This window comes from Enterococcus sp. E5-37, from assembly GCF_035726925.1.
Lineage (GTDB): Bacteria > Bacillota > Bacilli > Lactobacillales > Enterococcaceae > Enterococcus_B > Enterococcus_B faecium.
Map to the genome: position 1 here is coordinate 35,321 of NZ_JAPMLG010000007.1, position 25,077 is coordinate 60,397.

General features: G+C 40.0%; 24 protein-coding genes. 23 read left to right on the forward strand and 1 reads right to left on the reverse strand.

Annotation, left to right across the window (positions count from 1 at the left end; translation table 11 throughout):
* Window positions 1-12: 12 nt before the first annotated feature.
* The 10 genes from OS138_RS07415 (at window position 13) to msrA (ending at window position 10,650) form a co-directional block, all read left to right on the forward strand.
* Window positions 13-1,296, forward strand: a complete 1,284-nt coding sequence (locus OS138_RS07415) for an ABC transporter substrate-binding protein (protein WP_325069907.1) — start codon at window positions 13-15, stop codon at window positions 1,294-1,296.
* A 69-nt stretch (window positions 1,297-1,365) separates the two neighbouring features.
* Entirely contained in the window at window positions 1,366-2,235 is an 870-nt protein-coding gene (locus OS138_RS07420) for a carbohydrate ABC transporter permease (RefSeq protein WP_325069908.1), read from the forward strand.
* Window positions 2,232-3,068 (forward strand): carbohydrate ABC transporter permease, encoded by an 837-nt coding sequence (locus tag OS138_RS07425; protein ID WP_325069910.1) that lies wholly within the window; start codon window positions 2,232-2,234, stop codon window positions 3,066-3,068. The genes OS138_RS07420 and OS138_RS07425 overlap by 4 nt, the downstream gene beginning before the upstream one ends.
* Window positions 3,069-3,093: 25 nt before the next feature.
* Window positions 3,094-4,161 (forward strand): zinc-dependent alcohol dehydrogenase, encoded by a 1,068-nt coding sequence (locus tag OS138_RS07430; RefSeq protein ID WP_325069911.1) that lies wholly within the window; start codon window positions 3,094-3,096, stop codon window positions 4,159-4,161.
* The gene (locus OS138_RS07435) at window positions 4,158-4,985 is read left to right on the forward strand and encodes a sugar phosphate isomerase/epimerase family protein (RefSeq protein ID WP_002288129.1); all 828 of its coding nucleotides are present in this window, start codon (window positions 4,158-4,160) and stop codon (window positions 4,983-4,985) included. The genes OS138_RS07430 and OS138_RS07435 overlap by 4 nt, the downstream gene beginning before the upstream one ends.
* A gap of 44 nt (window positions 4,986-5,029) precedes the next feature.
* Window positions 5,030-6,055, forward strand: coding sequence for a Gfo/Idh/MocA family protein (locus OS138_RS07440; RefSeq protein ID WP_002337421.1), 1,026 nt, complete (start codon window positions 5,030-5,032; stop codon window positions 6,053-6,055).
* A complete protein-coding gene (locus OS138_RS07445) occupies window positions 6,052-8,235 on the forward strand; it encodes a glycoside hydrolase family 65 protein (RefSeq protein WP_325069912.1) in 2,184 nt (727 codons plus the stop codon). Before OS138_RS07440 ends, OS138_RS07445 begins: the two co-directional genes overlap by 4 nt.
* Complete coding sequence (locus tag OS138_RS07450) at window positions 8,235-9,365, forward strand: glycerate kinase (RefSeq protein WP_325069913.1); 1,131 nt, start codon at window positions 8,235-8,237, stop codon at window positions 9,363-9,365. Before OS138_RS07445 ends, OS138_RS07450 begins: the two co-directional genes overlap by 1 nt.
* Window positions 9,362-10,039: a beta-phosphoglucomutase gene (gene pgmB / locus OS138_RS07455; protein WP_325069914.1), complete on the forward strand. Its 678-nt coding sequence runs from the start codon at window positions 9,362-9,364 to the stop codon at window positions 10,037-10,039. Before OS138_RS07450 ends, pgmB begins: the two co-directional genes overlap by 4 nt.
* A gap of 83 nt (window positions 10,040-10,122) precedes the next feature.
* Window positions 10,123-10,650, forward strand: a complete 528-nt coding sequence (gene msrA, locus OS138_RS07460; protein WP_325069915.1) for a peptide-methionine (S)-S-oxide reductase MsrA — start codon at window positions 10,123-10,125, stop codon at window positions 10,648-10,650.
* A 71-nt stretch (window positions 10,651-10,721) separates the two neighbouring features.
* On the opposite strand, the gene OS138_RS07465 is transcribed toward msrA, so the two are convergent.
* Window positions 10,722-11,408, reverse strand: coding sequence for a prepilin peptidase (locus OS138_RS07465; protein WP_325069916.1), 687 nt, complete (start codon window positions 11,406-11,408; stop codon window positions 10,722-10,724).
* A 79-nt stretch (window positions 11,409-11,487) separates the two neighbouring features.
* Here OS138_RS07465 and OS138_RS07470 point away from each other — a divergent pair, with 79 nt between their 5' ends.
* The 13 genes from OS138_RS07470 (at window position 11,488) to OS138_RS07530 (ending at window position 24,777) form a co-directional block, all read left to right on the forward strand.
* Window positions 11,488-13,026 carry a gluconokinase gene (locus OS138_RS07470; protein ID WP_325069918.1) on the forward strand — a complete coding sequence of 513 codons (1,539 nt, stop codon included), beginning with the start codon at window positions 11,488-11,490 and terminating at the stop codon, window positions 13,024-13,026.
* Between the two features lie 119 nt (window positions 13,027-13,145).
* Entirely contained in the window at window positions 13,146-13,613 is a 468-nt protein-coding gene (locus OS138_RS07475; protein WP_002310545.1) for a Dps family protein, read from the forward strand.
* Between the two features lie 534 nt (window positions 13,614-14,147).
* Window positions 14,148-14,576, forward strand: a complete 429-nt coding sequence (gene rplM / locus OS138_RS07480) for a 50S ribosomal protein L13 (RefSeq protein WP_002323724.1) — start codon at window positions 14,148-14,150, stop codon at window positions 14,574-14,576.
* Between the two features lie 15 nt (window positions 14,577-14,591).
* A complete protein-coding gene (gene rpsI / locus OS138_RS07485) occupies window positions 14,592-14,984 on the forward strand; it encodes a 30S ribosomal protein S9 (RefSeq protein ID WP_002287505.1) in 393 nt (130 codons plus the stop codon).
* Window positions 14,985-15,512: 528 nt separating this feature from the next.
* Window positions 15,513-15,767, forward strand: coding sequence for a hypothetical protein (locus OS138_RS07490; protein WP_325069920.1), 255 nt, complete (start codon window positions 15,513-15,515; stop codon window positions 15,765-15,767).
* A gap of 170 nt (window positions 15,768-15,937) precedes the next feature.
* Complete coding sequence (locus OS138_RS07495) at window positions 15,938-16,855, forward strand: ATP-binding cassette domain-containing protein (RefSeq protein WP_325069921.1); 918 nt, start codon at window positions 15,938-15,940, stop codon at window positions 16,853-16,855.
* The gene (locus OS138_RS07500) at window positions 16,848-17,630 is read left to right on the forward strand and encodes an ABC transporter permease subunit (RefSeq protein WP_002307763.1); all 783 of its coding nucleotides are present in this window, start codon (window positions 16,848-16,850) and stop codon (window positions 17,628-17,630) included. Before OS138_RS07495 ends, OS138_RS07500 begins: the two co-directional genes overlap by 8 nt.
* Window positions 17,631-18,311 carry a response regulator transcription factor gene (locus tag OS138_RS07505; RefSeq protein WP_325069923.1) on the forward strand — a complete coding sequence of 227 codons (681 nt, stop codon included), beginning with the start codon at window positions 17,631-17,633 and terminating at the stop codon, window positions 18,309-18,311.
* On the forward strand, window positions 18,304-19,200 hold the full coding sequence (locus OS138_RS07510; protein ID WP_325069924.1) for a sensor histidine kinase: 897 nt from the start codon (window positions 18,304-18,306) through the stop codon (window positions 19,198-19,200). Before OS138_RS07505 ends, OS138_RS07510 begins: the two co-directional genes overlap by 8 nt.
* Before the next feature lie 194 nt (window positions 19,201-19,394).
* The gene (locus tag OS138_RS07515; protein WP_325069925.1) at window positions 19,395-21,044 is read left to right on the forward strand and encodes a MutS-related protein; all 1,650 of its coding nucleotides are present in this window, start codon (window positions 19,395-19,397) and stop codon (window positions 21,042-21,044) included.
* A 593-nt stretch (window positions 21,045-21,637) separates the two neighbouring features.
* Window positions 21,638-22,573: an ABC transporter ATP-binding protein gene (locus OS138_RS07520; RefSeq protein WP_002376359.1), complete on the forward strand. Its 936-nt coding sequence runs from the start codon at window positions 21,638-21,640 to the stop codon at window positions 22,571-22,573.
* Complete coding sequence (locus OS138_RS07525) at window positions 22,566-23,336, forward strand: ABC transporter permease (RefSeq protein WP_002287492.1); 771 nt, start codon at window positions 22,566-22,568, stop codon at window positions 23,334-23,336. The genes OS138_RS07520 and OS138_RS07525 overlap by 8 nt, the downstream gene beginning before the upstream one ends.
* 457 nt (window positions 23,337-23,793) lie before the next feature.
* Entirely contained in the window at window positions 23,794-24,777 is a 984-nt protein-coding gene (locus OS138_RS07530; RefSeq protein ID WP_325069926.1) for a tRNA dihydrouridine synthase, read from the forward strand.
* The last annotated feature ends 300 nt before the right edge of the window (window positions 24,778-25,077 follow it).

The following is a 25,077-nucleotide window of genomic DNA, read 5'->3' on the forward strand; positions in this document are numbered from 1 at the left end:
AGGTGGAAAAAAATGAAAAAAATTATTGTTACTACCTGTCTGCTAGCTACTGGATTTCTTCTTACTGCTTGTGGTGAAAGTCAAAGCTCTAACGAATCACAACAGACAACGATTCAATTCATGCACTCTTCTGTCGAACAGGAACGATTAAGTGTGATCAATGAACTGGTTGCTGATTTTGAAAAAGAAAATCCAGACATCAAAATCAAGCAAGTGCCGGTAGAAGAATCAGCGTTCAATACGAAAATCGTTACGTTAGCTCGTTCCGGTAAATTACCAGAAGTAATGGAAGTCAGTCAGGATTTTGCTAAAGTGATGGATAAAGATGAACTGATTGATCAGACGGCAGTCCAAAACGTTATCGAGGAAGCTGGAGAAGATAATTATTATGACGGAGCCAAAAACCTTGTTCGTTCAGAAGATGGAAAAAGCTATATTGCTGCACCAATTAGCGGCTGGGTTCAAGGTATTTGGTATGACAAAGAAAAATTAGCAGAAGCTGGTTTTTCAGAACCAGAAAATTGGGATGATATTTTAAAAATTGCTCAACATTTCACAAATAAAGAGAATAAACAATATGGAATTGCTATGCCTACTGCTGAAGGAACAATGAGTGAGCAAGCGTTCTCTCAATTTGCTTTGTCAAATGGAGCAAATGTTTTGGATGATGAAGGCGAGGTAACGATCGATACGGAAAAGATGAGAGAAGCATTGTCGTTTTATCAAAACTTATCCCAATACATGATGCCAGGCTCTAATGATGTGACAGAAATCAAAGATGCTTTCATGAATGGAACAGCACCAATGGCAATCTATTCAACTTACATTTTGCCTTCTGTTTATGAAGCGGGGAACTCAGAAAATATCGGTTTTGCTATCCCAACACAAAAAGATCAAGCTGTCTATGGAACAGTATCTGGATTGACGATTTCTTCTGGTCTAGACGAGAAACAAAAAGAGGCTGCTGAAGCATTCACAGCTTTCTTATCTCAACCGAAAAACATGGAAAAGTGGGTCTTGATGTCTCCTGGTGGTGCTCAACCAGTGAATAAACAAGTAGTCGAACTGGATGGTTACAAAGAAAATGAAGTCATCAAGTCTTTTGGCGAGCTGCCATCTGAGATTGCTAGTGCTTTTGATGAAGTACAAGTCTTTGGACTAGTCGGGGAAAAGAATTTCACGAAAATGGGAGATATCACAAGCTCAGGTGTGATCGGAAAAGCGGTGAATCAAGTAACTGTTGGCAACGAAGATGTCGATCAAGCTTTAGCTGACGCACAAAAAAATACGAAATAACATGAAGTTCTGCCAATAGTGACCGAAAAAAGTAGATAGCTATTGGCAGATTATCAGGGGGAGATTTCAATGAATCGTCCAAGGAAACATTCTGACTTAAAATTAGCCATGGGACTTTTAGCACCAAGCATACTTTTATTAGCTGTTTTAGTGCTGATTCCAATGCTTTCCAATATTCAGATCAGTTTTTTCGATATGCCGCTGAATCCTAACTTAGACGCCGTTTTTATCGGATTAAGCAATTATCTTGAAATTTTAAGTGATAGTGAATTTTATCGTTCTTTAGGTTTAACAGTTGCTTACACATTCTTAGTTGTAGCAGGCAGTACAGCTTTAGGATTAGCCGTAGCTATTTTGCTTAACCGCAAGTTCAGATTTAGGAAAACGGTGCGTTCACTGATTTTATTAAGTTATGTTACGCCATCTATTTCTTTGATTTTTGCTTGGAAATATATGTTCAATAATAGTTATGGAATCGTCAATGATCTGTTAGTAGATAGGTTGCAGCTTTTCAACGAAGCACCGCTGTGGTTCGACCAGCCAGTTGCTAGCTTCTTTATGGTCGTTTTGTTTGCTATCTGGAGATACTATCCGTATGCGTTTATTTCATTTTTGGCTATTTTGCAAACAGTCGACAAAACGCTTTATGAAGCAGCTGAAATGGACGGTGCAAATGCTTGGCAGAAGTTCAAGATCGTGACACTGCCGGCAATCAAACCAGTACTAGCAACTGTGATTGTTTTACGATCTATCTGGATGTTCTATATGTTTACAGATGTCTATCTACTGACGAATAAAGTCAATATCTTAGGCGTTTATTTGTATCAGACAGCCTTTGCGTTCAATGATCTTGGAAAAGCAGCAGCTATATCTATCCTATTGTTCATCATTATTGCAGCGGTCGTCTTGCTCTCACGAAAGAAGGTGGACTTAAAATGAAAAATAAAAAGAGCAAGAAAATCTTATTTTATGCGGCGATTCTGTTGCTGTTAGCTGTCAATTTGTTTCCATTTTTGATCATGCTGATGACATCATTCAAGGATTCACAAGAAGCAATTGCAACGACACAAACTATTTTTCCGAAAGAATGGACTTTTGAACATTATCAGGATATTTTCAATGCTGAGATTTTTCCATTCATCATGTATTTCAAAAATAGTTTAGTGATCTCCTTGATAGCCTCCGTAACTGCAGTAGTGATTGGGATCAGCGGGGCATACGCTTTGTCAAAACTACGCTTCAAAGCTCGCTCGAAAATCAATGCTAGCTTTTATACCGTCTATATGTTTTCCGGTATTTTGATCGTTGTTCCATTATTTAAAATCATTTCCGGTCTAGGTTTGTATGATACCAATACAGCACTGATTATCACGATGGTCGTTCAAACACTTCCTACTGCGATATTCATGCTAAAAAGTTATTTTGACACGATTCCGACTGATATTGAAGAAGCAGCAATGATCGATGGTCTTAGCCGGATCCAGATCATTATTCGGATCATTATACCATTGGCTATTTCTGGAATCATTTCTGTCTTCGTTTATTGTTTTATGGTTTCGTGGAATGATTATTTATTTGCTTCGATTTTCCTGTCGACCTCCGAAAAATTTACTTTACCAATCGGTTTGAACACATTATTCAGTACACCAGACTACATTTGGGGACGAATGATGGCCGCTTCATTGGTGACCGCTTTACCAGTCATCATTATGTATGCGTTATCTGAACGATTCATTAAAGGTGATTTAGTCGAAGGCGGCGTAAAAGGATAAAAAGAAAAGAAAGAGGAAAGAAAAGATGAAAAAATTAGTTGCATTAGAACCAAGAATAGCCGGATTCAAAGATTACGAAGACCGTGAGATCGAAAAGAACGAAGTACGTATCCGAGTAATTTTCGCTACTCCAAAACCAGGAACAGAAATTGTCGACTTTAGAGGATTAAGTCCATTTATCGATGAAGAATTTTCAGAAGAATGGCGCCTATTCTTGCCAAGAGAAGAAGGAAGCCAACGTGGTGTGGTATTTGGCGAATTTCAATTAGGAAATATGATTGTCGGTACGATCGAAGAAACGGGCAGTTTGGTGACAGAGTATCAAAAAGGAGAGTTAGTCTGCACTTATGGACCCATTCGTGAAACACTAATTACAAACGGTGTTGATAATTATAAACTACGTAAACTTGATCGGTTGGATCAATGGAAAAATGCAGTATGTTACGATCCTGCTCAATTCGCTTTAGGTGGTATCCGGGAAGTACATGTTCGAGCAGGTGATGCTGTAGCAATTTTCGGTTTAGGCGCTATCGGGCAAATTGCGATTCAATTAGATAAAAAAGCAGGTGCTACTACCATCGTTGGGATCGATCCCATAGCGCAGCGTAGAGAATTAGCAGAAAAATACGGTGCCGATTACACGCTAGATCCTATGAAAGCAGATGTCGGTTTTCGTCTAAAGGAATTGACAGATAAACGTGGAGTAGATTCAGTTATTGAAACGAGTGGCAGTGCTGCCGCATTACAAGCTTCTTTAAGAGGGATCGGCTATGGCGGGATCATTTCTTATGTTGCCTTTGCTAAACCTTTTCCAGCTGGGTTTAATCTTGGTCGCGAAGCACATTTCAATAATGCAAAAATCGTCTTTGCTCGAGCATCTAGTGAACCAAACCCAGATTACCCAAGATGGAACCGTAAACGAATCGAGGACACATGTTGGGAATTATTGATGAACGGTTACTTGGATTGTGAAGAAATCATTGATCCAGTTGTGCCATTTGCAGAAAGCGCAGAAGCTTACATGCGTTATGTAGATCAGCACCCAGAAGAAAGTATCAAAATGGGTGTTCAAGTACAAGGAGGAGAACAATGAAATTCGGTACGCAAGATCAAGCATTTTTCCCAAGAGACATTTTAGAAAAATTTAGATTTATCAAAGACTGTGGATTTGAAGAATACGAAATCGATGGTAAGTTGTTAATAGAAAATATCGACACAGTCAAACAGGCAATCAAAGAAACAGGGATCCCAGTAGTGACAGCTTGTAACGGATACGATGGGTGGATCGGTGACTTCATCGAAGAACGGCGTCTTAATGGTGTACGTCAAATTGCTGAGATTTTGCGTGCACTAAGCGAGGTTGGCGGCAAAGGAATCGTTATCCCAGCAGCTTGGGGAATGTTCACTTATCGATTACCGCCGATGGTTTCACCCCGAAGCAAAGAAGGAGACTATAAAGCAGTCAGCGAATCACTTCGTTATTTAGATAAAGTAGCCGAAGAAACAGGTACGGTTATTTATTTGGAGCCTTTGAACCGATACCAAGACCATATGATCAATTTGTTAGCGGATGCGCGTCATTACATTGACTCTAATCAATTGAAACATGTGCAGATCATCGCTGATTTTTATCATATGAATATTGAAGAAGATGATATTTCAAAAGCACTGACTACGCAAAAAGAGTATGTGGGTCATATCCATTTAGCAGATAATCATCGCTACCAACCAGGATCTGGCGCAATTGATTTTACTCGCCATTTTCAAACGCTACTTCAAAATGAGTATGAAGGTTATATGGTATATGAATGTCGTTTGCGAGGAGAAAATGAAGTGAAAATTTATCAGGAATCATTGCAATACTTGAAAAACTGTCTGGAAACAGCGCGTCATTTAAATGATTTAGAGAAAGAATAGAGAAAGAAAAACAATAAGTAAATAAGCAAAGGAGGGAGAAATAAATGAAGAAAGTAGCAATCATAGGCGCTGGACAAGTAGCAGAAAAAGTACATGCTGCTTATTATCAAAAAAGATCAGATGTCTTAGAATTGGCCGCTGTGGTTGATCCAGTCAGCCAGCGAGCAGAAGACTTTTGCCGACGTACAGGATTTTCTCATGCGTATACATCAGTTACACAAATGCTGAATGAGATTTCTCCCGATATCGTGAGTGTCTGTACACCCAATCGCTTTCACTTCGAACATGTATTGGCTGCCCTCGAAGCTAATGCTTCAGTGATGTGCGAGAAACCACCAGCTATGACAGCTGATCAAGCAAGAAAGATGGCAGAGACAGCCGATAAAAACGGGCAGATTTTGGCTTATGGATTCCAGCATCGTTTTTCTGACGAAGCAACAATGATCAAGAATTATCTTGATGTTCTCGGGGATATTTATTACGTAGAAGCGAATGCGCTTCGTCGGTCTGGTGTTCCAGGCTGGGGAACGTTTATCGACAAAGAACTTCAAGGAGGCGGGCCTTTGATCGATTATGGCATTCACATGCTTGATACAGCGATGTATATTACTGGATTTCCTAAAGTAAAAAACGTTCGGGCGTACAGCTTCCAAAAAATTGGTACGAAAAAAAATTCAGGGAAATTCGGGAAATGGGATCCAAGCAAATTCACAGTAGAAGATGCAATTTTTGGCACACTGGAATTAGAAAACGGCAAGATCATCCAACTGAATACTTCGTTTGCTTTGAATATCAGAGAAGACAAACTGAATGTGGCTTTTTGTGGCGATCAGGCAGGTGCTAATCTGTATCCAGGCGAACTATTCGAAGATGTAGATGGAAAGCTGGTTTCCTTACAAAAGACTACGCCAGTTAATGACCCACATGAACTAAGTATGGCTCATTTTGTGAATCGGGCGCTCGGTGACCAGACTCAGATGATTGCAGATGGCTGGCAAGGATATGTCATCCAGAATCTGGTGGAAAATTTATATCGTTCGGCAGAAACAGGAGAAGTTATTACCTTATGAAAGTAGAAGAAAAACAGTTTGATTTAGAGTATATCAATAAGTATGCGAGTCAGATGACCATTGGGAATGGATTTTTTGGTATTAGAGGAAGGCAGGAGGAAGACTATCGGAATCAAGTAAGGGGAATGTTTGCAGCTGGTGTATATAACCGACCTTTAGGAGCAGAATCAGCCGAGTTAGTGAATCTCCCAGATGTCATCAGATGGGAAATAAAAATCGACGGTGAACATTTTTCTCTTGAGACGATGAAAGTTCTTGCATATGAGCGGGTACTAGATTTAGAAACGGGAGAGCTTAAACGCTATGCGCTCATTGAAACTGCTCAAGGAAAAAAAGTGGAAGTCATTACTTGTCGTGTTGCTGATCAAAACAATCTCCATCAGGCAGCCCTGAAAGTGGTCATCAAGCCGTTGACCGAAGACTGCCAAGTAGACGTGAAAACAGGTATCGATGGACAGCAAACCAATTTTGGTACACAGCAGTTGGTTGAAAAAGAACTGCGAGTATTTGGTGACGATTTGATCAGTGCATCCTACCAGACAACAGAAAGTAAAATTGATATTGGGATTGCAGCTAAATTCAATAAAGCAGGTGTATTCCAAGCAAAAAATCGCCGGATCACCGCTTCCTTTTCAGAAAAGATCAGAAAAAATACGTCCTTTACGCTGGAGAAGATCATCGTACTCTCTACCTCTCTTCAGCAAACAGACCCGTTTAAGAAAAGTATTGCCCAAGCCCAGAAAAGCGTTAGTTATACAGAAATTTTAGAGCAGTCGATGTCTTATTGGACAGATTTTTGGCATCAGCATCGGATAACGATCCAAGGTGATTCTTCTTTCGATCAGTTAGCGATGGACTTCGCTGCTTACCATTTACAGATTATGACTCCCCGCAATGATCCAAGTGTTAGTGTAGGGGCGAAGGGACTAACTGGCGAAGGTTATAAAGGGCATGTTTTCTGGGATACGGAAATTTTTATCCTGCCTTTCTTTTTATATCAGTTTCCTGAAGTAGCAAAGAATTTGCTGCTGTACCGTTATGATCGATTAGAAGGCGCACGGCAAAAAGCAAGAGATTATCACTATCAAGGTGCACTTTTCCCATGGGAGAGCGCACACACTGGTCAGGAAGAGACACCCAAATTTGCTGCATTGAATATCAAAACCGGAACAAGACAAGAAGTTGCTTCAGCTGCCGCAGAACATCATATCAGTGCAGACCTTGCTTATGCCGTTCAAGAGTATGTCCAAGCAACAGAGGATCAATCGTTTTTAGAAACAAAGGGAAAAACGCTCATTCATGAAACAGCAGCTTTTTGGCTGAGCAGAGCTGTAAAAGTCGATGATCATTTAGAGATACACAGAGTCATTGGTCCAGATGAATACACAGAATATATCGACAATAATGCATATACGAACTATCTGGCGCATTATAATGTGGCCTTAGCTGTTAAATATCAAGCTGGCGATCCGCTTTTTTTGAAAGAATGTCAAAATTTTTTAGATAAGTTATATTTGCCAGTGCCTAACAAAGAACAGCTGATTCCGCAAGATGACACGTATCTCAGTAAGCCAGTTATTGATTTGACCACTTACAAAGAACGTCCTGGCAGCCAGTCTATTTTACTTGATTATGCCCGTAGCGAAGTAAATGAACTCCAAGTCAGCAAGCAAGCAGATCTTGTCATGCTGTTATACTTATTACCTGAGTATTTTTCTCAACCAATCGTTTCTAAGAATTTGCATTACTATGAAAACAAAACGATCCACGACTCATCGTTGAGTAAAGCGATTCACGCCATAGAGGCTTGCCGTATCCAAGAAATGGAATGGGCGTATCATTTATTCCAAGAAGCGTGCCTGATTGATTTAGGACCAGATCCGCATTCATCAGATGACGGAATTCATGCTGCTTCATTAGGAGCACTATGGCTAGCAGTTATATTTGGTTTTTCAGGTATTACAGTAACGAATGGAACTCTTTCTATTTCTCCAAGACTTCCTTCAGCATGGGAAAAAATTTCTTTTCCTTTTATTTGGAAAAATCACAGGTTGCTATTTGTTTTGACAAAAAAACAAATAGTAATAAAAAAAGAGACAAAAGAAACATTACCTATTTTTGTCAATGAAGACCAATACCAGCTGGAAAAAGAACTGATCTTGGAACGGAGGGGAAAATAATGCGTATTCTGATTGCGCCAGATTCTTTCAAAGAAAGTCTGACAGCCTTAGAGGCAGCACAAGCCATTCAATCGGGTTTTCAAGAAGTTTTTGTTCAGGCTGAATATGATCTGCTACCTATAGGCGATGGAGGAGAAGGAACGGTTTCATCATTAGCAGACAGTTTAAGGTTGAAGCGGCAAACAGCAGTCGCTACTAATGCATTTGGCAAAAACAAAGAAATCCAGTACGCTTCAGACGGTCAAACTGCGATTTTTGAAATGGCAGAAATCGTCGGATTGAAAGATGTCCCATTAAACCAACGACAGCCACTTAGGTTATCCACGCGAGGAGTAGGAGAACTGATACGACAATTGTTGCAACAAGGTGTTCGACACATCATCATCGGCGTTGGCGGAAGTAGTACCAACGATGGCGGCATCGGCATGGCAGAAGGTCTAGGTTATGCTTTTTACGATCAAGATAATCAAAAAGTAGAAGCACTGGGAGAAAATCTAGGTAAAATTGCTACAGTTGATAAAACGAATGTGCCTATTGAGCTGATTAAAGCCAAAATCACTGTCATTACTGATGTTACTAATCTTTTATGCGGAAAAGAAGGCGCTTCTTTTGTTTTCGGACCACAAAAAGGCTTGAAAGAAAATGAATTAGCAGTGGCTGACCAAGCCATGCATGATTTTTATATGAGATTTGCCCCTCAAGTAATCGAGGCATCGGGCAGTGGTGCTGGTGGTGGAATGGGTGCAGGACTGTTAGCATTTGCTTCAGGGAAAATAGTCTCTGGCATCGACTACGTATTGGATTTACTGGAGTTCGACAAACGGGTACAGCAAGCAGACCTCGTAATCGTAGGCGAAGGACGTCTAGATGGACAAAGTCTAAAAGGAAAAGCGCCAGTTGGGATTGCTAGAAGAGTACCAGAGGGCGTTCCTGTGATAGCTATTTGCGGAAGTGTTGGTAAAGGAAGCGAAAAAGCAGCAGATGTTGGCATTTCGGCCGTTTTTCCGATCCTTCCTGCAGCTGTGCCTTTACAAGAAGCTTTACAGCAAGCCACTGATAATCTTCATCGCACAGCTAAAAACATCGCATCTTTACTTCAAGTCGTTCATTTTCAAGGAGGTAATCGATGAAAATCAAAGCAACACTATTCGATTTAGATGGCGTTCTTGTAGACACAGCTCGTTATCATTACGAAGCGTGGCTGGTTTTAGCTAACCAGCTGTCCATTCCATTCACTGAGAAAGAAAACGAGCAACTGAAAGGGATATCCAGAACCGAGTCACTAGAGCGATTGCTGTCATTTGGAAAAATAGAACAGAAATTCTCAGAAAAAGAGAAATCAGCCTTTGCTGAGCAAAAAAACAATCTATATCTTCAAGCGATTCAAAAAATGGATGAAACATCCGTTTTGCCTGGTGCAATAGCTGTTCTTGAGTACTTGAAAAAAACAAACATCAAGATCGGATTGGGATCAGCAAGCAAAAATGCATGCCTTATTTTAGAAAAAACGAATTTGACAAGTTATTTTGATGTCCTTATTGACGGCACGCAAGTATCAAAAGCAAAACCTGATCCAGAAGTTTTTCTCAAAGGAGCACAGCAATTGAATGTACCGCCAAATGCATGCTTGGTCATTGAAGATTCAGAAGCTGGTTGTCAAGCAGCTTTGGCTGGTAACATGCATGTATTGGGAATAGGTGAAAACATAAATCTTCCTTCTGCTGAATATGTGATTCCTGATTTAACCGTTTTTGATCAAGTACGTTCGTTTTGGCATTTATCAGAAGCCGTATCACGTGTATAATAGTTTCCGTTTTTTCTGTCACAAGCAAAACGTTATCCTCCTTTTGGAAATCAAGGTATGATGAGAAAAAAGGGGGATTTTATATGACAAAAAAAGCAGTTTTCGCAGGCGGATGCTTTTGGTGTATGGTCAAACCATTTGAAGAGCAGCCAGGGATCATTTCTGTGACATCCGGTTATACAGGCGGGCATGTACCAAATCCAACTTACGAACAAGTAACAACAGGCACAACAGGGCATACAGAAGCCGTAGAGATCGAATATGACCCAGAAGTTATTTCTTATGATCAGTTGGTGGAGATCTACTGGCAGCAGACCGATCCGACTGATGCTCTAGGGCAGTTTGCAGACCGCGGCGATTCTTATCGTCCTGTTATTTACTATGGTGATGAAGAAGAACGAAAAATCGCAGAACGATCGAAGCAGTCTTTACAAGAAAGCGGCAGGTTCGACAAACCGATCGTAACGAAAATCGAACCGCGCACCGAGTTTTATCCGGCAGAAGATTACCACCAAGACTATTACAAGAAGAACAAGCTCCATTACAATCTTTATCGAGAAGGTTCTGGACGTGCCGGTTTCATTCGTCGACATTGGGGCGGAAAGAAATAAGAAGCCGAAAAAGCTACTTTTGGAACACCGTATATTAGAGGTTGTGACAAGTCGTTTGTCACAACCTTTTTTCAATACCTAAAATGAAGGACGATCAGCAAGGCACTACTCAAAAAAGGAATGAAAGGCAGCTTTTCCAACTTTTTTTTATGACAGATAAAGTAAACAGAAAAAACGGATATTCCAAACAGACTAGCAAGAAACAAGATCTGAAGCAACTCTTCCAGAGACAAGCCACCACTCCAAGAAAGCATCAACAGAGTATCGCCAGCTCCGAGATAGGATTGACCATAGCGAAGGCACACACCGCCTACGATAAACGTTAACAGCACACTTTGCCATTGGAAGACGCCGGCCTGCAACCAAAAAATCCATAAAATTGCCCAAGAACAGAATAGCGTGTGAGAATGGACCATGAAGTAAAATAAATCCATCAACGAAAATAGCAAAGCCGAAAGCATCCATATGAACGTCGAATAATTTCTTGCAGAAGAAAAAGTAAAGAACCAGACAAAAAGACCACCACATAAGGCTTCTGCCAACAAATAGTAGAAGGGCAACCGACACCTGCAATAGCGGCAGCGAAATCGTTGGACGATGATCGAGAGAATCGGAATCAATTCATACCAAGAAAGCGAACGACAGCATTTGACACAATGAGATCTAGGATAAATAATAGAGTGACCTAACGGAATCCGCTGGGCGGTTAAACATAAAAATGATCCGATACAGCAACCAATGATAAAATAAAGTAACACGCCATCTCCCCCTTTTCAAAACCAAGATACGCAAGCTTAAACTAAATTTTTGTACATACATAAAATTTGAGGTGAAAAAATGAACGTTTCAATCGGATTAGATATCGGAACCACACAAACCAAAGCAGTTGCTTTCACAGATGAAGCCCAAGAAGCAGCATCCGCTTATTTTCGCTACCCTTTGATCCAAGAAACACAAGGGATGGCAGAACAAGATCAGGAATTGATCTTTCAAGGTGTCTGCACCGTTATAAAAGAAGTAATTAAACAGTTGCCTTCAGACACAATCATTCAATTTGTCTCCTTCTCCTCTGCGATGCATAGCCTGATATTGTTGGATGAAGAGAAAACACCGTTATCTCGAATGATCACTTGGGCAGATAACCGAGCAGCGGACGAAGCAGAAAAACTGAAATATACCGTGCTTGGCAAAGAATTTTATCGGCAGACTGGGACGCCGATTCATCCAATGACACCATTGAACAAAATCAAGTGGCTGCAAAACAGCCAACCTGAATTATTCAAAAAAACTGCTTATTTTGTCGGTATCAAAGACTATATCTTTTATAGATTGTTTGGCGAACTGATCAGCGACTACGGAACAGCTTCAGGAACTGGATATTTTGATATCCATGAATTCCAATGGGCAGAAGAAGTGCTTGACTACTTGGACATTCGGATAGAACAATTGCCGCAAGTGCTTCCTTCCACCTATCAAGTAACAGGTCTACCATCAAAAACAGCAACAGAACTAGGTTTACCAAATGATATATCATTTATTTTGGGAGGGGCAGACGGGCCGCTTTCTAATCTAGGGTTAGGTGCTTTTGGTGATACGATCGCCGCTTTGACCGTAGGAACGAGCGGAGCACTTCGTTTTATTACTACTCAGCCTCAGTTCCATCCAGAACTGGAGACATTTTGTTATGTTCTGGATCAGAAACATTGGGTAGTGGGAGGAGCGACTAGCAATGGTGCTGGCATCTTTGATTGGGCAGGGCATACATTTTTACAGGAAGTCGTTCAATCTGCTAAAGAAAAAGGAGAAAATCCATATGACGCACTGCTTTCGGCTATCGCTTTTGTGCCAGCGGGTGCCAATGGTCTGATTTTTCATCCCTATTTGCTTGGTGAGCGAGCACCGCTTTGGGACGCAGATGCGTTTGGCAGTTTTATCGGTTTACAGCGGCAACATACAGAAAAAGAAATGATGAAGGCGATTCTAGAAGGGATCTGTCTCAATCTTTATCGGATTTTAAAAGGAGTTTGCCAAGAAAATCAGCTCACAGAGATCCGTGCTACAGGCGGGTTTGCTCAATCTCCGATTTTTCGTCAGATGATGGCTGATGTACTGGGTTACCCGCTTGTTTTCCCTACTGTCACAGAAGCATCCGCATTAGGAGCTGTGATTTTAGGCTGGCGAAGCATCGGAAAGATTCAAAGTATCAGTGAAGCACAGGAATTGATAGAATTGAAAGAGCAAGTTGGAGTACAAGAAACTGATCATAAAAAATATCAGAAAATCTATCCATTATTTGTTTCGACACAAAAGCATTTAGCACAGACTTATCAGCAATTTGCTCAACTGCGAGAAGAATTAGCTGATTCTGAAAAATGATTGGCTTTACGGATAAAAAAGCGAACTGAAAATCGTTCTCAGGTAAATGATTTTGTTGTACTTTTCATTGAAAGTCTACTATTATTTTAAGTGTAAGAAAATGTTAGGAGGCAAGAAAGATGAAATTCCAACAAACCAAAGAAGTATTAAATCAATTAGTTGCAGATCTAAGCCAAATGTCTGTTGTTGTTCACCAAACACATTGGTACATGAGAGGACCAGGTTTCCTTACATTGCACCCAATGATGGATGAGTTCATGGATGATTTGAACGCTCAGTTAGATGAAGTATCCGAACGCTTGATCACATTAGACGGTTCACCTTATTCTACATTGCGTGAATTTGCAGACAACACGAAAATCCCTGATGAAGTAGGACGTTGGGACCGCACGATTCCTGAACGTTTGGAAACACTTGTTGCAGGCTACCGTTATCTAGCAGATCTTTACCAAAAAGGAATCGAAGTTTCTGGAGAAGAAGGCGACGATCCAACACAAGATATCTTTATCGAATTCAAAACAGCCACAGAAAAACGTATCTGGATGATCCAAGCTCATTTGGGCAAAGCGCCAGAGATCGACGCGTAAAAACTGTTGTTGAACTTGACCGAAAAAGAGGTTGTGAAATCAGCGTTTTGACCTGAGTATTAGAGAAACAAACGTCAAAATAGTTCCTCATATTTTGCCGTTTTTTGAGCTAATACCGAGGGTCAGCTGATTGAACACCGTTTACCAAGAGGTCGTAAGCCTGCCGTTCAGCTCCGAGTCACAAGAAACAATTTCAAAAAACAGCTTCTTATGTTTTATGGATATTGTGACTTGTGACCGAGGAGTTGGCAGGAGAACACCGTTTATTCAAAATAAGAGGTTGTGACAAGTCTTTTGTCACAGCCTCTTTTTGTTTTTCATTTTGGCAGGAAACGACCCTTTTATATAAAAGAAAGAAAAAGAAGTAAAGTTTCATATAAATTTTTCAATCAAGCAGAAAAACGTTGACATTGACTAGATTAGCGGGTAATATGTTAAATGGTATTGTTTGCCCCACAAAGAGCCCCGGAAACTCGAAGTGTATGTCAAACATCAGAACTTAAATTGGAGGAAAATAACGTGCGTACAACATATATGGCCAAACCAGGCGAAGTAGAACGTAAATGGTATGTAGTAGACGCAACTGATGTTCCATTGGGACGTCTTTCAACAGTTGTTGCATCTGTACTACGTGGTAAAAATAAACCAACTTTCACACCTCATTTGGATACTGGCGATTTCGTCATTGTCATCAATGCAGATAAAGTGAAATTAACAGGTAAAAAAGCGACTGACAAAATTTATTACCGTCACAGCAACTACCCAGGAGGATTGAAATCAATCACTGCTGGCGAATTGCGTGCTAAAAATTCTCGTCGTTTGATCGAAACTTCTGTAAAAGGTATGCTTCCTAAAAACACTTTAGGCCGCAAACAATTTACAAAATTGAACGTATACGGTGGAGCAGAACATCCACATGCAGCACAACAACCAGAAGTTTTAGACATCACAAACTTAATCTAATAGGAGGGAATTTCATTGGCACAAGTTCAATATATCGGCACAGGCCGTCGTAAAAACGCAGTTGCTCGCGTACGTCTAGTACCAGGAACTGGCAAAATTACTGTAAATAAAAAAGATGTTGAAGAATACATTCCACATGCTGACTTGCGTGAAGTAATCAATCAACCTTTCGCTGTTACTGAAACAAAAGGCGCATATGACGTATTTGTTAACGTAAACGGCGGAGGATACGCTGGACAATCAGGAGCTATCCGTCATGGTATCGCTCGTGCATTGCTAGAAGTTGATCCTGACTTCCGTTTAGCTCTTAAACGTGCTGGCTTACTTACTCGTGACGCACGTATGGTCGAACGTAAAAAACCAGGTCTTAAAAAAGCACGTAAAGCTTCACAGTTCTCAAAACGTTAATTGCGATTATCGTTCGAGTTCACGAGTTACGAGAATCGTACTGGGCGAAGCAATGCTGAGCGCAGTTACCTTAATCCTAACTTTTCTGGCACTTTCCACAATTTGGAAAGTGCCTTTTTTGTGCTTTTAGCTATGTTAATAGGTTGGATTCTTGGTCTATAATATCATTCGATCTATAAACAAACGGGAAAAAGATAAAGTATCATCAAACAATATTATTTATCCGCTTCTGAGGTTGTGACAGAAGTAGTCAGCTTCAAGAAATAAGAAGGAATTTACAAAAATCGCTTCTCATGTTTGATGAAGATTGTGACTTGTGACCGAGGAGTTGGCAGGAGAACACCGTTTATTCGGAAGAAGGGATTGTGAAAAGTCTTTTGTCATAACCTCTTATTTGGTAGCTAATTTTAAATCCCAAACGGCATGTATTATTTTTCATAAGTCCTTTTTTAAGGATTAATGTTTTCTTTTGCTTTTTATATGGTCTGGCTTCAGCGAGAAGTTCCATCGCATATACAAGGACGTCTGATGTCAACGATAACAACGATTACCATGGTTGCCAGTCCACTTGGATTAGCACTGTTTGGTGCGCTCTTTGATTGGCAGACAACGCAACCACGTCTGCGAGACAGTCTGATTTTTCTGGGAGGGAGTCTTGCTATAGTTATCCTTATAACCGGTCTGGTAAAATTACTCAAGCTTGATCTGAAAGAAGCAAAAATTTACAGCGAAGAGGAATACAGAGAAATGACTTTGGTCGAAAATAAAGAATCAGAAAACTGATACAAATGTATAACAAGCTGCCTGACGATAGTAAAGATACTTATTACTTATTGTCAGGTCGTTTTTCTTGGAATTCAATTGGAAAATTTACAATTTCTTTATACATTTCTGGCTGCTTTCTTTATACCCGTCAACTATACTTCACTTATCAATAAGAAAGAAGGATAAGTATGGATTTTGGAAATGAAACGGTCTTGAAAGCAACTGGTATAACCAAAAAATATGGTGCTGCCAAAGCATTAGATAAAGTATCGATCGAAATCAAACGTGGAATGATCTATGGATTGATTGGGGAAAATGGAGCGGGTAAGTCTACCTTTATGAGAACTATTATGGGTTTGATCTCGATTGATGAAGGTTCGATCGAATTATTTGGAACGACGGATTTACAGGCAGCAAGACGACGTATGGGTCAATCGATTGAAACCCCTGCTCTTTATCCAGAATTAACTGCAAGAGATAACCTACGTATCCAAGCAGCGAACGGTGGTGTATCGGATAGAGAAATCGAAGACCTGCTGAAAATGATGCGATTGGAAAATACAGGTAAAAAGAAAGCAAAGAATTTCTCTTTAGGTATGCGCCAGCGTTTAGCTATTGCAAATGCACTGATCACGAATCCAGAATTTTTGATTTTGGATGAACCGACGAATGGGATGGATCCAGCAGGGATGGCAGAAATGCGAGAAATCATCCAACGTTTGGTAAAAGAACGGGGCATCACCGTCTTGCTTTCTAGCCACTTGCTAGATGAATTGTCACAGATCGCCACCCACTATGGTATTTTGCATGAAGGACACTTGATCCAAGAATTATCGAAAGAAGAATTGGCACAAGAATCTCGTCAATTTATAAAAATTGACACTTCGGCGACGGAACAAGCAGTAACGGTTCTCGACTCTCTTGGTTATAGGGATTATTTTGTCCAATCTAGCCGTGTTATCCAGCTTTTTGAAGGAATTGACCAAGTAGCAGCCATCAATCAAGCATTGGTAGAGGCAAAAGTTCCTGTGGATGGTATCCACCTAGTTGGGCAAAAACTGGAAGATTATTTCTTACAATTAACTGGAGGCAATCCACATGTTTAATCTATTAACTGCTGAAAAAATAAAAGTATGGAAGAGCCGTAAAATGTGGGTCTCACTAGGACTGATGGTCGTACTTCCGCTTTTTTATTCTTGGAACGAATGGTATATGCATACAAAATACGGCAATGAATTAAACCAAGCAACGGATACAGTCATCAACGGTGCAACAGGGATTTTAATGGTGGAAAAAATGGCTGCATGGATTCTTCTGGCTTTCGCAGCATTTGCGTGCTTTTATATTGGGGAAGAATTTCAAAACGGTACGATTCGCAATACGTTATCTTTAGGACGGAATCGAATGACTTATTATGTGTCGAAACTTCTCGTTACGCTTTTGATCACAACACTTGGCGTGGTTTTGATTACGGGGCTAGCCATGATTGCTTACACACTTGCTTTCGGATTTGGTGAAGTTGAGGGAATCAAAAACTATGGAAATTATGTTCTAAAAGTATTTCCTGTATTGCTTCTGCTGACATTAGGGACATTATCTGTTCCAGTGGCTTTGACATTCATCACTAGAAGTACCAGTGTCAGTTTGCTTCTTTCTTTTCTTTATATCATGGGAACGGCCTTCGTTCCCGGTGTTTTCGCAAAAATCAAAGGCTTGGAATTTCTAACGGAGTGGTTTACGGAAACGTGGCTCATGTATACGGACTTTGCGCAACAAGCAACTTATTCGCAAGCACCGAAAATGATTCTGGTCAGTCTAGTAACAATCGTGGTATCATCAGCTCTAGGAATGTTTATTTTCCAAAAATCTGACATTAAGTAGGTGGTCCTGCTGGAAACTATTTTGATTATCGAAGACGATGAAGCTATTCATTCCTTACTGGAGGAGGTTCTTGAACAGAGATACAAACTTCTTGATGCTTATTCAGGTACGGAAGGAAAATTATTGTTAAGCACATATCCTGTCGATTTGATCCTTCTAGATCTCATGCTTCCAGGGCTTTCAGGTGAAGCATTGTTAGCAGAAATCCGACAGACATCGAATGTTCCGATCATCGTTCTTTCAGCAAAAAGCGATCAAAGAGATAAAGTTTCCTTGTTGGCAGCAGGAGCGGATGACTATGTGACGAAACCATTTGATATCGAAGAACTGTTGTTACGAATCGGCATCCAACTTCGTCATCAGATTTCTGTCCAAGTAAAAGATCTGTCGCAACGCATCTATTACAAGGAAATCTTACTGGACAAAGAGTCGAGGGATGTAAATGTGAATGGTGTGGCTGTCCATTTGACAGGAAGAGAATTCGATCTGCTGAAGCTTTTTTTAGAACATCCGAAAAAAGTATTTTCGCGAGCAAATCTTTATGAAACAGTTTGGCAAGAACCATATTTTGATAGTGAGAAAACAGTGAATATGCATATTTCCAATCTTCGAGGGAAACTAGCAAAGGCACATGCTGTGTATATTCATACGGTGTGGGGAGTGGGGTTTAGATTTGATTAAGTGGCTGTTGCTTCTCGTTGTTATCTTTATGGGAAGTTTTATTTTCTTCCTGCAAAGGGAAATCAAGAGATTAACTAAGAAAATCGCCACTCTTTCTGAACGACAAGAATATGGTGGTCGTCTTTCAGTCGAATTTCGAGAAAAGAATCTAATGGACCTAGTAGATGCACTGAATACATGGGTGGATGAAAATGAACAAAAAGGACAAGTATTTCAAGAAATGGAAGAAAACATCAGACTATCGATCGTCGGCCTTTCTCATGATCTCAGAACTCCTTTGACTGCTATTAACGGTTATGTACAATTACTGGAACAGGTAGAGGATACGGAGAAACGGGAAAAGTATTTAACGATCATCAAACAATCTGTTGCAAGATTACTCAGTATGACGGATCAGTTTTATGATCTTGCTCGAATAGAGACGAAGCAAAAAGAAATGGATCTCCATACGCTTTCTTTTTCTAAAGAGGTGGAAGAAGTATTTTTCTCTTTTTATGAACAATTTTCTGAGAAAAATATCCAGGTAGCGTTCGCTGAACACTCGATAAATACAACTGTATTAGCAGATCCGCTCATGTTGCTGCGAGTGCTGCAAAATATCATACAGAATTTATTGCGTTATGCAGATGGACAAGCAAAGGTGACATTTTCAAAAGAGGATCCATTCATTCGATTAACAGTGGCCAATCCTATCAAAGCAGGAGCGCAAACCTCTGTTGAAAAAGTCTTCCAGCGTTTTTATACAGAAAATACCAGCCGCACAAATACGGAATCTAGCGGAATCGGGCTTTACCTGTCAAAAAAATTGGTGGAAGGAATGGGAGGAGAGATGACCGCTAGATTAGACGGGGGCATCTTCTCCATCTCCGTCAAGTTGCGGAGGGTTTAATTGGCTCTAATTTACCTGAAGTGAATGACAAAAAATTGTATCTCGTTTTAAAGACATCTTCTTTTTTGGAAGGTGTTTTTATTTTGGTGTGATTGATACGAATTAGGTAACGAAGATAGTTATTTTTGTACCCCCTTTTCAAATAGCGCAACAGTGCTATACTAAAACTAACAAATCAAGGAACGGAGAGGGATATGGGCCAAAGAGAATTTATCGTTTTAATTATTATTGCAGTTGTTATTTTATTAGTTGTTTTAGACATTTTTTCACGTTTGAAAGTAAAGGAAACAGTTCGTAGTAATTGGGGAAAAATTCCTTATCAACCGAGATTTGATAAAGAAGAAAGTTTGAAGGATGCGTGGCTCACGGAGAAAAAATTCCGTTCATGGGATAGTGAAATCGACGATCTTACTTGGTATGACTTGGATATGTTCGAAGTATTTGAAGGGATCAACAGTACCTATTCTAGTGTAGGTTCAGAAGCGTTGTATCAGCGTTTACGTAGCTTTGATTTTGGAGAAGATTATCAGTTAGAAAAACTAATTGCTTTTTATCAGGAAAATCCTCAACTGAGAGAAAGAATCCAATATCAATTCGCTCGTTTAGGAAAAAAAGATCATAATTTTGCAAAACAATATCTAGCGGATGGAAAAAGTAAAAAGATTGGACGCGTAGGTTTATTTATTTTTCTTGGCTTGCTTCCGCTGGTGGGTGTAGGTTTGCTTCTTTTAGGGCAAGTACTAGGAATCTATCTAGCAATCGGTGGCTTAGTATTCAATACGGTCTATTATCTAGTGAAGAAACAAACACTAGAAACAGAGCTGAATAGCATGAGTTATTTGGTTTCAACGATTTCAGCCGCCAATCAGTTAGCAAAAATGACGACACCACTTCAAAAAGAGATGAAACAGCAAACTAAACCATTTAGAGACATCCCTAAATTAGGTTTTTCATTTCGAATGAAGAGCGGGAGTGAAGCAGAATTGATTTTTGAATATGTCAACATCATGTTCATGCTACCATTTATCTCCTATCATTTCGTTCTCACTAAATTAGAAAAGCATTCAACTGAAGCCATCAAGCTGTGGGAATTGCTGGGAGAATTGGAAGTTGCAGCAGCCGTTTTGAATTATCGCACCTATATGCCGATCACTTGCCGACCAGAGTTTACTGAGGGCGGTGTGACAGCGAAAGATATCTATCATCCATTGTTAAAAGAAGCGGTAGTGAATCCAGTCAACTGGCAGAAGAATACATTAGTCACGGGTTCCAATGCATCAGGAAAATCTACGTATGTCAAAAGTATAGCCATCAGCTGTATTCTAGCACAGACGATCCAAACAGCGATTGCAGAACAGTTTACCCTGCAACCTGGACATGTGTTGACTTCCATGGCAATCGAAGATGATTTATTTGAAGGCGACAGTTATTTTGTTTCAGAAATCAAATCGATCAAACGTTTGCTGGACCAAGTGGCTTCCAAAGAACGCTGCTACTGCTTCGTAGATGAGATTTTAAAAGGAACAAATACGATCGAACGGATTGCTTCTTCCGCTTCAGTCGTTCGGTGGCTTGCGGAGTATCCATCTTTAGCATTTGTCGCCACACATGATATCGAATTGACAGAGATTTTAAAGAATTATTGTGAGAATGTCCACTTTGAAGAACAAGTAACAGAAGGAAAAGGAATCAGTTTTGATTTCAAATTAAAAGAAGGACCTTCAAGGACCCGAAATGCGATTGCCTTGCTGAAAGTTTTGGATTACCCTAAATCCATAGTTGAACAGGCCCAAAAAGAAAGTTTGTTGTTCGATGAACAGCGGCAGTGGTATCCGTTTGATTAACTTTATCAAACGAAGCATGATGCGTGGGTCCAAAAAGACGATTATCAAAAGAAGTACATTGATGCCAAAAAAGTGGCAGAATTCAATGGGAACGAGTCTGCTGTCCAGATGATCTTGGAAGATTTAGCAAAAGACGATACAAAATAAACCACGCTGTCTTCCTTCTAGCAGCTTTTATCGAAAAAACTTAGCATCAGCGACGAGACGCACGTTCCATGGCAAAGTTCTCCGTAAAACAAACAGCGAAAACAGAAATTGAAAATAACTATTTCCATTTTATTTATTTCGGTTAAAATAAAAGAAAAAAGCTTTCGATAAAAGGACGGAGGAAAGCTTAACATGAATAAAAAAGACAAGAACCTCAGTTATAAGGATCTTCTATATGTCATCGTAGTAGTTGCTGTCGGTACTTTTATGATTTTAAAAGTGCCAGAGTTGTTTAGATAGTTATTCTATCGAAGATGATCATGAACTAAAAAACACATCTCCTCTTTGTGAGCAGGTGTGTTTTTGTGTGGAAGCCAAGTTGTTTTTTCATCTGCTGTATTCCATGATACAATTAAGAATCATGTCTATAAGGAGATAGGAAATAAATGGCAAATGCGCTTGAAATAAATAATTTGAAAAAGATCTATGGAAGTGGGGTCGAAGCATTGCGGGGAATCGATCTTTCGGTGAAAGAAGGAGATTTCTATGCGCTATTAGGGCCAAATGGAGCTGGAAAATCTACAACGATCGGGATCATTACTTCTTTAGTCAATAAAACATCTGGAAAAGTGAATGTCTTCGGTTATGATCTGGACAAGGATCTAGTTCGAGCAAAGCAACAGATTGGATTGGTTCCACAAGAGTTCAATTTTAACCCTTTTGAAACGGTCCAGCAAATCGTCGTGAATCAAGCCGGTTACTACGGTGTATCTCGCAAAGAAGCGATGAAACGCAGTGAAAAATATTTGAAGCAGTCCAATCTTTGGGAAAAGAGAAATGTCCGTGCACGTATGCTTTCCGGGGGAATGAAGCGAAGACTGATGATTGCTAGAGCACTGATGCATGAACCACGTTTGCTGATCTTAGATGAACCAACAGCAGGAGTTGACATCGAGTTGAGACGCGAGATGTGGGAGTTTCTACGAGAATTGAACGAAAATGGTACAACGATCATTTTGACGACGCATTATCTAGAAGAAGCTGAAATGCTTTGTCGCAACATCGGAATCATCCAATCGGGTGAACTGATCGAGAATACAAGTATGAAAGAGCTTCTGTCAAAACTGCAATTTGAAACATTTATCTTTGATTTAGCGCCATATGATGCCAAACCTGTGATTGAAGGATATGCTTGTACATTTGAAGATGAGCAGACAATCGCTGTCGAAGTTGAACGAAATCAAGGGGTGAACGGAATCTTCGATCAGCTTACAAGACAAGGAATCAAAGTTCTTTCTATGAGGAATAAGTCGAATCGTTTAGAAGAACTGTTCTTGAAAATCACAGAAGAAAATAATCATACGGAGGAGAAAAATGTTTAATCTTTATTTTACTGCATTAAAAAGTTTAGCTATCAAGGAAACGAACCGCTATTTGCGTATATGGGTCCAAACACTGGTTCCGCCAGTAATCACGACATCCTTGTATTTTGTTATTTTCGGAAAAATGATCGGTGGGCGGATCGGTGACATGGGTGGTTTTTCATATATGGAATTCATCGTTCCTGGTTTGATTATGATGTCTGCTATCACTAGTTCGTATGCCAATGTTTCTTCGTCCTTCTTCTCTCAAAAATTTCAGAAAAATATCGAAGAAATCTTGGTAGCACCTGTTCCTACGCATGTGATTATTTGGGGCTTTGTGATTGGTGGTGTGGGTCGCAGTATTCTCGTCGGCTCTCTCGTAACGATCATTTCCTTGTTCTTTGTACCACTTCATGTGTATTCATGGTTCATGGTCATCATTACATTATTGATGACGGCAATCTTGTTTTCGTTAGCAGGACTGCTCAACGGGATTTTTGCTCAGTCTTATGATGATGTATCGATCGTGCCTACATTTGTCTTGCAGCCGTTAACTTATCTAGGTGGCGTTTTCTATGCCATCTCTATGTTACCGCCCTTTTGGCAAGCTGTTTCGAAAGTCAATCCGATCGTTTATATGATCTCCGGTTTCCGTTACGGATTCCTTGGAACGATCGATGTGCCAGTAGCAACATCGATGATCGTTCTTGTGTTATTCATCGTTGTTTTGTACGCCGTTACTTGGTATTTGATTAATAAAGGAAGAGGATTGAGAAGTTAGAAAAGAGGTTGTGAAATCAGCGTTTTGACCTGAGTATTAGAGAAACAAACGGAAAAATAGTTCCTCATATTTTGTCGTTTTTTGAGCAAATACCGAGGGTCAGCTGATTGAACACCGTTTGGTTGGGCTTATTACCGCAGATGCAAGCTTTTGAACACCGTTTAAGAAAGAGGTCGTAAGCCTGCCATTCAGCTCCGAGTCATAAGGAGCAATTTCAAAAAACAGCTTATCATGTTTGATGAATATTTTGACTTGTGACCGAAGAGTTGGCAGGAGAACACCATTTATTCCGGAAAATGGATTGTGATAAGATTTTTGTCACAGTCTTTTTTTTGCTCAATCAGAAACATCTTTTAAGCTGTTCACTTTGCTTCTTTTTTTGTTTCCTAGTATAATGACAATGTTTTTGAGAAAGATTGCGACTTCACTGCTTGATAGAATGGAGAGTAACAAATAAATGACTACTAATTTTTGGAAAGAGCTGCCAAAGCCTTTTTTTGTTTTAGCACCAATGGAAGATGTAACAGATGTTGTATTTCGCCATGTCGTAAAGCATGCAGCAGCACCGGATGTCTTCTTTACTGAGTTTACAAACTCAGACAGTTTCTGTCATCCAGATGGAAAAGACAGTGTACGAGGAAGATTGACATTTACAGAAGATGAACAGCCGATGGTTGCCCATATTTGGGGAGACAAGCCAGAATTTTTTAGAGAAATGAGCATTGCTATGGCAGAAATGGGCTTCCAAGGAATCGATATCAACATGGGCTGCCCAGTTCCTAATGTAGCAGAACGTGGAAAAGGCAGTGGCTTGATCCTTCGCCCAGAAGTAGCGGCACAATTGATTGAAGCGGCTAAAGCTGGCGGTTTGCCTGTCAGCGTCAAGACGCGTATCGGCTATACGGAAATGTCTGAGATGGAAGAATGGATCAGTCACTTACTTCATCAAGATATAGCCAATCTTTCTGTCCATTTGCGTACGCGTAAAGAGATGAGTAAAGTAGATGCACATTGGGAAGTCATCCCTAAAATCATTGCTTTACGTGACCAAATCGCTCCACAAACACTAATCACGATCAATGGAGATATCCCCGATCGCCAGACAGGAGAAGAATTGGCCGAGAAATATGGCGTAGATGGCATCATGATTGGCCGAGGGATTTTCAAAAATCCTTATGCATTTGAAAAAGAACCGAGGGAACATACAGAAAAAGAACTGATCGGACTACTTCGTCTGCAACTAGATCTGCAAGATCATTATTCAGAAATCATCCCGCGTTCCATCACAGGACTACATCGTTTCTTTAAAATCTATATCAAAGGATTTCCAGGAGCAAATGACTTGCGAGTTCAGTTGATGAATACGAAATCTACTGATGAAGTACGAGAGATCTTAGAGACCTTTGAAAAAGAACATCCAACGCTTTTCAGTGAACAATGATTTCTTGCTTGAACACCGTGAATTAGAGGTCGTGAAAAAGCTGTCCTGCATCAAGTAATAAGAACAGCCAAACAAAAATAGCTCCTAATGTTTTTGAATTGATTGGACTTATTACCGCAGATGCAAGCTTTTGAACACCGTTTAAGGAAGAGGTTGTGAAATCAGCGTTTTGACCTGAGTATTAGAGAAACAAACGGGAAAATAGTTCCTCATATTTTATGAATATTGTAACGTGTGACCGAGGAGTTGGCAAGAGAACACCATTTACCAAGAGGTTGTGACAAAAGTCTTGTCGCAACC